The sequence below is a fragment of the Marivirga sp. genome, from assembly GCF_024636815.1.
Taxonomy (GTDB): domain Bacteria; phylum Bacteroidota; class Bacteroidia; order Cytophagales; family Cyclobacteriaceae; genus Marivirga.
In genome coordinates this window covers 1-6,573 of sequence record NZ_JAGXGF010000100.1, presented here as the reverse complement: position 1 = coordinate 6,573, position 6,573 = coordinate 1, and the positions used below count along the sequence as shown (strand labels likewise).

The following is a 6,573-nucleotide window of genomic DNA, read 5'->3' as shown; positions in this document are numbered from 1 at the left end:
GCAAAGAAATCGCCTTCAATCAAGGGGCCTAATGTAACGCCCACAAATCGAGTTTGATTTTTGCAATTTTGTAAAAACCTATCATAATAGCCTTTTCCATATCCAATTCGATGCCCGCTTTTACTCCCCATTACCATTGGGACTAAAACACACTCGATCTTATCAATTGAATAAGGATTGCCGTCCTGCGGCTCTGGAATACCCCATTTATTTTTAAGAAATGAAGTATCTTCTTTAATTTTCACATGAGTCAGGATAGGATTATTTAAATCAGAAATAGCTGTGACTACTTCTACTCCTGTGGTTTTGCTCCATAAATATTGAACAAAAGGAAAAACGTCCGGTTCTTTATTTTCTTTAATAGGAATGAAAGTATGTATGCTTCTAAATTGATGTGACTTTTGAAATTCAATTAAGCGATGATAAAGCAACTGATTTCTTCTTTCATACTCAGCTTGACTTAACAACTTTCTTTTTTCTAAATAAACTTTCCGTAAGGTATTTTTATCCATCCCATCTCATTATGTGGAATTGCAAATTAAAAGGGTCGAATGCCTTTACCAACTTTTTGATAAACTTATCATCTGCCTGATAAAAAGGAATGAAATTCTCTTTACGCTCTTGCAAGCCATTTCCAGGGAAAAGGAAATCTTTTATTTCATCAATTTGACGCATTTTATCAGAATGCTTTCTTTTCTCTGCTGCCATCATTTTCTTTTCTATTTTATCAATGGCATTACTAATCTTCTCCGTCTCCGCCTCAGTCATTTGTGAAAGGCTGGGATCAACATCTCCGGCATATTGCCTAATCTCATTTAATAATGACTTTAATTGCTGACGTTCATCATTCAAGTTCAGCTTTTGTGCGGAAATTCTTTTTGTAATTTGCTTTTTTAGTTCCTCCCTTTCTGTGAATAAGTCTAACTCTTGCAACTTAAGTTTTTTAACTTTGTGACGAATTCTATTAGGAATAATCATCCCAAAATTACGGGGGAGTAGAATTGGGAAAGAGATATTGAAAGACTCAAATACTGATTTTAATTGCATCCAGTAAGCAACTTCCGCAGGACCACCAGTATATGCTAAATTTGGTAAAATAGCCTCTTGATAAATAGGGCGCAATATTACATTGGGACTGAAATTTTCAGGGTGGTCTTCAATCTCCTTCTTAATTTCCTCTTCAGTAAATACGATTTCTGTATTTAATATCCTGAATTTACCTTCTTCTTTTACAATTCTCTCACGCAATCCATCCTGTAAATAAAAGAAGTTAATTTCTCTAGGATAGGTTTGAGATTTATACCCCATTTCATCCAATGAACTGGAGCAATTTTCTACTAACTTATTAGCAGAATTATGTAAAACGTCATTTTGAATTACATTTTTGAACTCTGATTTCAAAGCAGCATTATCAGCATCAAGCACTACCAACCCATATTTGCCATAGAGTGCATTCACATACTCTCTAACCGCATCAGCCAGATTATCTGCTTCAGCATATGCCTTGTAGAATATACTGTCTTCTCCACTAATTTCCTTTGCTAAATCTTCTAATCCTTCCGTCTTCATTCTCCCTACAGCACCACTCTGCTCAGTGTTCCATTTATACTTTTTACCCTCTAACTGAACACCTTTTATCTCATCTAAATCATGATCTTCGGAAGCCATCCAATAAACGGGTACAAAATTATAATCTGGATATTTAGCTTTTAATTGTTTGCAGGCATTTATGACCGTTATAATCTTAAAATGAAAATATAGTGGCCCAGTAAAAATATTAAGTTGGTGCCCGGTCGTGAGCGTAAAAGTCTTCTCATCACTCAAACTTTCAATATTATTCTTCACTAACTCTTCCACCTTAGAGACTTCTTTATATTGAGCCTCTAATACCTGAACGAGTACATTTCTATTAATTTTATGCTGAGATTTCTCTTTTATCTGCTCCTTAAATACTTCAAGATTTGGGTAGCGATGATAGAATCTTTTGAGTTCTTCTTTCTGTTGTATAAAATCATTAAAAATAGGCGCAAAAAGCCCTGTTTCAGAAAAATCAATACACGCTACCTTCATATATTATTTGTTATTTCAAATTACCGTAAAGATCAAACTCTGTGGCATCAGCAATTTCTACTTCTACGAAATCGCCAATTCTGGCATAATTCTCAGTGGCATCAATCAAAACTTCATTATCTACTTCCGGTGAGTCATGTTCAGTACGTCCAACAAAAAACCCTCCTTCTTTTTTATCAATTAACACCTTAAAGGTTTTACCAATTTTCTCTTGATTCAATTCTTGAGAAATCTGAGTTTGTAATTCCATTACGGCATCTGTCCGTTCTTGTTTGATTTCATCAGGAACATCATCTTCAAAACTAAAAGCATGCGTATTTTCTTCGTGTGAATAAGGAAAAACACCTAAGCGATCAAATCTTGTATTTCTCACAAAATCCATCATCTCCTGAAAATCTTCTTCCGTTTCTCCCGGATGTCCTGCTATTAATGTGGTTCTTAATGCTATACCCGGAACTTTCTCTCTGATTCGTTCAATTAAAGCTTCCTGCTTTTCTCGAGTTGTTCCTCTACGCATCAATTTAAGCATCTTAGTGGAGCCGTGCTGCAAAGGCATATCCAAATAATTACAGATATTATCTCTTTCAGCCATTACATCTAAAATATCTTCAGGAAATCCTGTTGGGAAAGCATAATGCAAACGTATCCATTCAATTCCTTCTACATCTGAAAGCTGTTTTAATAATTCAGCCAGATTTCTCTTTTTGTAGATATCCAGACCATAATAAGTTGAATCTTGAGCTATCAACAAAATTTCTTTTGTCCCATTTCTAGCCATATTTCTAGCTTCTTTAACCAACTCCTCTATAGGACGAGAAACGTGCTTACCACGCATAATAGGAATAGCACAAAATGAACAAGGTCGATCGCAACCTTCTGCTATTTTCATATATGCAAAATGGTTGGCAGTGGTGGTTACCCTTTCCCCAACCAATTCATGTTTATAGTCGGCATTGAATTTCTTTAAAAGCAATGGTAATTCCATAGTGCCAAAAAAGGCATCTACCTGTGGAATTTCTTTTTCCAAATCATCTCTATATCGTTGGGAAAGGCAGCCTGTCACATATAATTTCTCAATAATCCCTTCATCTTTTGCATCCGCATAGCGTAAAATGGTGTCAATAGATTCTTGCTTGGCATTATCTATGAAACCACAAGTATTCACTACAATGATATTGGAATCATCTTTTTCTGATTCGTGGGTAACATCGATATCATTTCCTCTCAACTGCGTAATCATCACTTCAGAATCCACTAAATTTTTAGAGCATCCTAGTGTCACTACATTTACCTTATCTTTTTTTAATCCTTTTGTCTTCAAAATTTCTCCTCTTTTATAAAATATATTTGCAAACACCCTACATAAGATTTAAGCATTTGGTTCTGATAACCAAATATTTATAAAAACTTCTTATGTAATTCCGCAAAGGCATTGTTTCAAGATGCAAAGTTAATCAAATATTAGAGGAATTGTTTTCAGATGTGAGGATTTACAATCAATTCCTGTATAAGTCGTTTAGCTTGTCAGAATATATAATATCTTTGCATCCCAATGGAATCAATTATTAAAAAAAGCATAGTTTTAATTCTCATAATCAGCATTTTTTCCTGCCAGGTGGATAGTAATTGCGGCAGCGTAAATGTAGATTATGTTACTTTTAGCACTGTAACTCTAAATGCTAATCTGAAGGAAATAACGAAAAATGTGAGGTTTGACAGTGTTTTCAGCCCACAAACCGATAGTGTTTTCGCATATCAAGACACCAGTTTCATTTCAAGTTTCAGATTACCATTAAGCCCAGTAGAAAATCAAACAGATTTCTTTTTTTATTATTCTGTTGATATTGCTGGTGATACTGTTAGTTATGGTGACACGATACGCTTCACCTATGAAAAAAGAAATAGAGTAGATTCTCCTGAATGCGGAATAGATTTGGAATTTATTGGCATGGATACTGCTTATCAAACTTTTGATTCCTTAATTATAGTAAACGATACATTAAAAAGGACCATAAATGCGCCTAATATTAAGTTGTTTATTTTTTAGTCTCATTAGCTTTTCACTATTTGGGCAAGTGCCCAATAGTAGTGTGAAAACTGATTCAGTTGAGCAAAAAATAGTAGAGCCTGAAAGACCAAAAGTACCGAAATCTTTCTTCATCCCTACTGGGGTTAGAATCGGGACTGATTTGGTTGCCTTGGGCGTAAATACATTTGGCAACAATCGACAACGCTATGAATTACAAGCAGATATAGATTTCCATAGAATTTATTTAATTGGTTCTTATGGGATAAATCAATATCAAAGCAGTGGAGAAGGATTTGAATACACTAATAATGGAAACTATTTCAGAGTTGGTTTAGCAGCTGATTTTTTAAAGTTTGACCCCGACCATAATACGCTAACTTTCGGACTAAGATATGCAAGAGCCAGCTTTTCAGAAAGCTTAACCACTGACATAGTCAGCCCAATATATGGGCCGTATCAAGAAAATTTGAATAATGATGCTGTTAGTGCGAGATGGTTTGAAATGACCACTGGCTTGAGAGTAATGGTTCTTAAAAACCTTTACATGGGCTATACTTTTAGAATTCAATTAAACAGAAAAATATTTAATGCCTCTGAATTCAGATCCTATGACATCCCAGGATTTGGAAGAGCAGAGTTTAAAAATAGATGGACTTTTAATTATTACGTGACTTATAGAATTCCCTGGAAGGAAAAGAAGGTAATGGAAAGAAGTCGTTAAACTCGCTTAAAGAAAGAATCAACAAATTCCATTTTGTTGAAAACTTGTAAATCTTCTACTTTCTCACCAACTCCAATATATTTCACCGGGATTTTAAATTCTTCAGAAATCCCAATTACTACACCGCCTTTTGCAGTACCATCTAATTTGGTAATGGCTAATGCCGTAACTTCGGTTGCTTTTGTAAATTCCCTTGCTTGTATCATGGCATTCTGACCAGTAGAGCCATCCAAAACCAATAATACCTCATGAGGAGCCTCATTCACAAATTTCTGAATCACCCTTTTAATTTTGGATAATTCATTCATTAAATTCACTTTGGTGTGCAATCTTCCTGCCGTATCGATGATCACGATATCTGCTTCCTCTTCAACGCCTTGCTTCACAGCATCATAAGCTACTGAAGCAGGATCTGTATTCATTCCGTGAGAAACCACTGGAACATCTATACGGTCGCCCCACATTTTTAATTGATCAACAGCGGCTGCACGGAAAGTATCCGCTGCCCCTAAAATAACTTTTTTGCCTTGTTTCTTGTATTGAGCAGCTAATTTACCGATGGTAGTAGTTTTTCCTACTCCATTTACTCCTACTACTAATAGCACATAGGGTTTTTTAGCATCTTCCGGTAGAGAGAAATCCTTTAGGTCTTTAGTATTATTTTCAGATAAAAGCCCTGCAATTTCTTCTCTAAGGATTTTATCTAATTCTGTAGTGCCAAGGTATTTGTCGCGCGCTACTCTTTCTTCTATTCTATCAATAATTTTGACGGTGGTACTTACCCCTAAATCAGAACTGATTAATACTTCCTCCAATTCGTCTAATACATCCTCATCTACCTGGGATTTACCAACTACGGTTCGACCAAGCTTAGAGAAGAAACTTTCTTTTGTTTTTTCCAAGCCCTTGTCGAGTGACTCTTTTTTGTCTTTAGAGAAAATATTAAAAATACTCATTCTTTTATGGTTTAAAGGTAAGGGTCATTAGAGGCATACGAAAATATGAGATTATCGGCCTAAAATCATTAAGAAATTAAAAAAGCAATTGTATATAAACAAAAAAAGTCCCATAAGAGGGACTTAAATCAATTTAAACCTTAAAAACTAAAATTACTTTTTAAGTGCCTCTTTGGCCATGTCCAAAGGTACCATTTCTTCACGGAAGGAATATCCTCCGTTTTTTGATTTCACTGCCTTGATTATCTTAGCGTAACCTTTAGCATCTCTATCTTTTAAACTTGCTACTACTTTCTTAGCCATGATTACTTAATTTCTTTGTGAACTGTCTGTTTTTTTAATATTGGATTGTATTTTTTCAACTCCAATCTTTCTGTAGTGTTTTTTCTGTTCTTGGTCGTGATGTAACGAGAAGTACCAGGAGCACCTGATTCTTTATGTTCTGTACATTCTAAAATTACCTGAACTCTATTTCCTTTCTTAGCCATTGTGCTTTATATTTTTGAGCAATAGAAAATTATACTAATACGTTACCGTTTTCACGTGCTTTCTTCAATACTGAAGTAATACCATTTTTATTAATGGTTCTGATTGCGCTAGTAGATACTTTTAATGTTATCCACTTATCCTCCTCAGGAAGGTAAAACCTTTTCTTTTGCAAATTTGGTAAAAACCTTCTTCTGGTTTTATTATTTGAGTGTGAAACATTGTTTCCCACTTGAGGTCTTTTTCCGGTAATTTGACAAACTCGTGCCATATCTATCTAAATTATTTTTGTTGTCGATTTCAAATTGGTC

The 6,573-nt window shown here is 34.8% G+C and carries 9 protein-coding genes; 2 read left to right on the top strand and 7 right to left on the bottom strand.

The genetic code is table 11. The annotated features are described in order from the left end of the window. The 3 genes from Q0L29_RS07555 to rimO form a co-directional block, all read right to left on the bottom strand. Positions 1-512, bottom strand: a 512-nt coding sequence (locus tag Q0L29_RS07555; RefSeq protein WP_296620466.1) for a 5-formyltetrahydrofolate cyclo-ligase, incomplete at its 3' end; no start/stop codon positions are given. Then, positions 505-2,070 carry a bacillithiol biosynthesis cysteine-adding enzyme BshC gene (gene bshC, locus Q0L29_RS07550; RefSeq protein WP_296620465.1) on the bottom strand — a complete coding sequence of 522 codons (1,566 nt, stop codon included), beginning with the start codon at positions 2,068-2,070 and terminating at the stop codon, positions 505-507. The genes bshC and Q0L29_RS07555, both read right to left, overlap by 8 nt. Before the next feature lie 10 nt (positions 2,071-2,080). Continuing rightward, positions 2,081-3,391: a 30S ribosomal protein S12 methylthiotransferase RimO gene (gene rimO, locus Q0L29_RS07545; RefSeq protein ID WP_296620463.1), complete on the bottom strand. Its 1,311-nt coding sequence runs from the start codon at positions 3,389-3,391 to the stop codon at positions 2,081-2,083. A 231-nt stretch (positions 3,392-3,622) separates the two neighbouring features. Between rimO and Q0L29_RS07540 the strand changes: the two genes are divergently transcribed. Further along, positions 3,623-4,117, top strand: coding sequence for a DUF6452 family protein (locus Q0L29_RS07540; protein ID WP_296620461.1), 495 nt, complete (start codon positions 3,623-3,625; stop codon positions 4,115-4,117). Then, positions 4,086-4,820 carry a DUF6048 family protein gene (locus Q0L29_RS07535; RefSeq protein WP_296620459.1) on the top strand — a complete coding sequence of 245 codons (735 nt, stop codon included), beginning with the start codon at positions 4,086-4,088 and terminating at the stop codon, positions 4,818-4,820. The genes Q0L29_RS07540 and Q0L29_RS07535 overlap by 32 nt, the downstream gene beginning before the upstream one ends. On the opposite strand, the gene ftsY is transcribed toward Q0L29_RS07535, so the two are convergent. From ftsY to rpmB, 4 genes are all read right to left on the bottom strand, one after another. Next, the gene (ftsY, locus tag Q0L29_RS07530; protein WP_296620457.1) at positions 4,817-5,776 is read right to left on the bottom strand and encodes a signal recognition particle-docking protein FtsY; all 960 of its coding nucleotides are present in this window, start codon (positions 5,774-5,776) and stop codon (positions 4,817-4,819) included. The two genes, Q0L29_RS07535 and ftsY, sit on opposite strands and share 4 nt — an antisense overlap. Positions 5,777-5,929: 153 nt before the next feature. Continuing rightward, complete coding sequence (locus tag Q0L29_RS07525) at positions 5,930-6,079, bottom strand: DUF4295 domain-containing protein (RefSeq protein ID WP_296620455.1); 150 nt, start codon at positions 6,077-6,079, stop codon at positions 5,930-5,932. Positions 6,080-6,081: 2 nt separating this feature from the next. Further along, entirely contained in the window at positions 6,082-6,264 is a 183-nt protein-coding gene (gene rpmG / locus Q0L29_RS07520; protein WP_296620453.1) for a 50S ribosomal protein L33, read from the bottom strand. A 29-nt stretch (positions 6,265-6,293) separates the two neighbouring features. Beyond that, entirely contained in the window at positions 6,294-6,533 is a 240-nt protein-coding gene (gene rpmB, locus Q0L29_RS07515) for a 50S ribosomal protein L28 (protein ID WP_296620451.1), read from the bottom strand. Between the last annotated feature and the right edge of the window lie 40 nt (positions 6,534-6,573).